2 protein-coding genes and 1 pseudogene are annotated in these 1322 nt (G+C 61.8%); 1 reads left to right on the forward strand and 2 read right to left on the reverse strand.

Going from position 1 to position 1322, the window contains the following annotated elements:
• Positions 1-102: pseudogene (locus AAC083_RS22745) on the forward strand (EamA family transporter); the annotation flags it as partial.
• Between the two features lie 115 nt (positions 103-217).
• On the opposite strand, the gene AAC083_RS01420 reads toward AAC083_RS22745, so the two are convergent.
• Both AAC083_RS01420 and AAC083_RS01425 read right to left on the reverse strand, forming a co-directional pair.
• Positions 218-1075 (reverse strand): AraC family transcriptional regulator, encoded by an 858-nt coding sequence (locus tag AAC083_RS01420; RefSeq protein ID WP_108537876.1) that lies wholly within the window; start codon positions 1073-1075, stop codon positions 218-220.
• A partial coding sequence (locus tag AAC083_RS01425; RefSeq protein ID WP_146181776.1) for a GNAT family N-acetyltransferase occupies positions 1072-1322 on the reverse strand: 251 nt, incomplete at its 5' end. The genes AAC083_RS01420 and AAC083_RS01425, both read right to left, overlap by 4 nt.

Genomic DNA, 1322 nt, shown 5'->3' on the forward strand with positions numbered 1-1322 from the left:
ATAGCGGGCTGCGCCCTGATGCTGGCAGGCATGTTGATCTCCCAGATCCGCCTGCGCTGGTGGTGGAAATCGCGGCGAGACAAGGTGCCCAACCAGCCTTGATGCGAGCAGACATCTTGCTCTCCCGGGAGCGGCTTTGCCGAGACAACGTGACCCATCCCACATAAAACGAGGCGCCTACAGGCGCCTCGTTTTATTGCCACTGGTTGCCACATGGCTAACGCACGCAGGAACAGAAACTGACATCGTCCTGCACGGGATCATCGCTCATGCTGTGATAAAGCTCGAAACAGGGGCCATTGCCAAACTCCAGCCCGGCAGCAACGATGTCGCCGATATGTTCCTGCCAACGCGGCCCATACTGACTGCGGTCGGTAATTAGATAACGGGACTGGGCGTAACGACCGGCGGGGATAAGCTGGATCTCGACCGCCCCCATCCCCGCCGTACCCGCTGGCACAGTCACACCTATGTCAGTGCGACACTGGGCTGGCGGGGTCACCTCGGGGTTATCGTGATAGATGAAAATCCACTCTCCCTGCGCCAGACCCCGCGCACTCGCCCACTGATGCAGTTGACCGCAGACCGGTTCATATCCCTCGCCATAGGGGCCGGTGACACGAATATAAGCCAGGCTGCGGGCGTCCATCTCGACAGTTTTCATGGTATTGCTCCTTGCTGATGAATGACCTTCAGCATAAGGGGACGAGCCCTCCCATGCGTGTCCATCCTTGCTCTCCAGGTGTCCATTCTTGCGCTTGTCGCGACGAAACTCGCCAGGGGGGCAACCGTAATGGCGGCGAAATGCCTTGGCAAACGCCTGTGAGCTGGCAAAGCCCGCCCCCAGCGCAATGGCCGTGACGCTGGCGTCTGTGTAGCAAAGCTGCCAGGCCGCTCGCTGCATCCGCAGCCGCCGACACATCTCCCCGGGCGTCTCCCCTGCCACGGCCGTGAACACCCGGTGAAAATGGTAGAGGGAGAGGCAGGCACGGCTCGCCAGCGCCTCGATGGAGAGATCCGGATCCCGCTCCAGCGCCCGCAGCACAGGGATGAGACGGCGGCGGTAGTCGATCACGGGCGGATCCTCGCCATGTAGATCGCATCCACATAGCGCCCCTGCCGGAAAGCGAAATCGCGGGCCCGCCCCTCCGGGGTAAAGCCGAACTTGCGATAGAGCGCCTGCGCGGCTTCATTATCGGGATAGACGGTCAGCTCAATCCGGTGCAGGTTGAGCCAGTTATCGGCCAGATCCAGTGCCGCAGCCATCAGTGCGGAGCCAACCCCCTTGCCCGCCCAGTCATCCCGCACCCCCATGCCAATAC

The organism is Aeromonas sp. HMWF014 (genome assembly GCF_963878295.1).
Classification (GTDB): domain Bacteria; phylum Pseudomonadota; class Gammaproteobacteria; order Enterobacterales; family Aeromonadaceae; genus Aeromonas; species Aeromonas popoffii.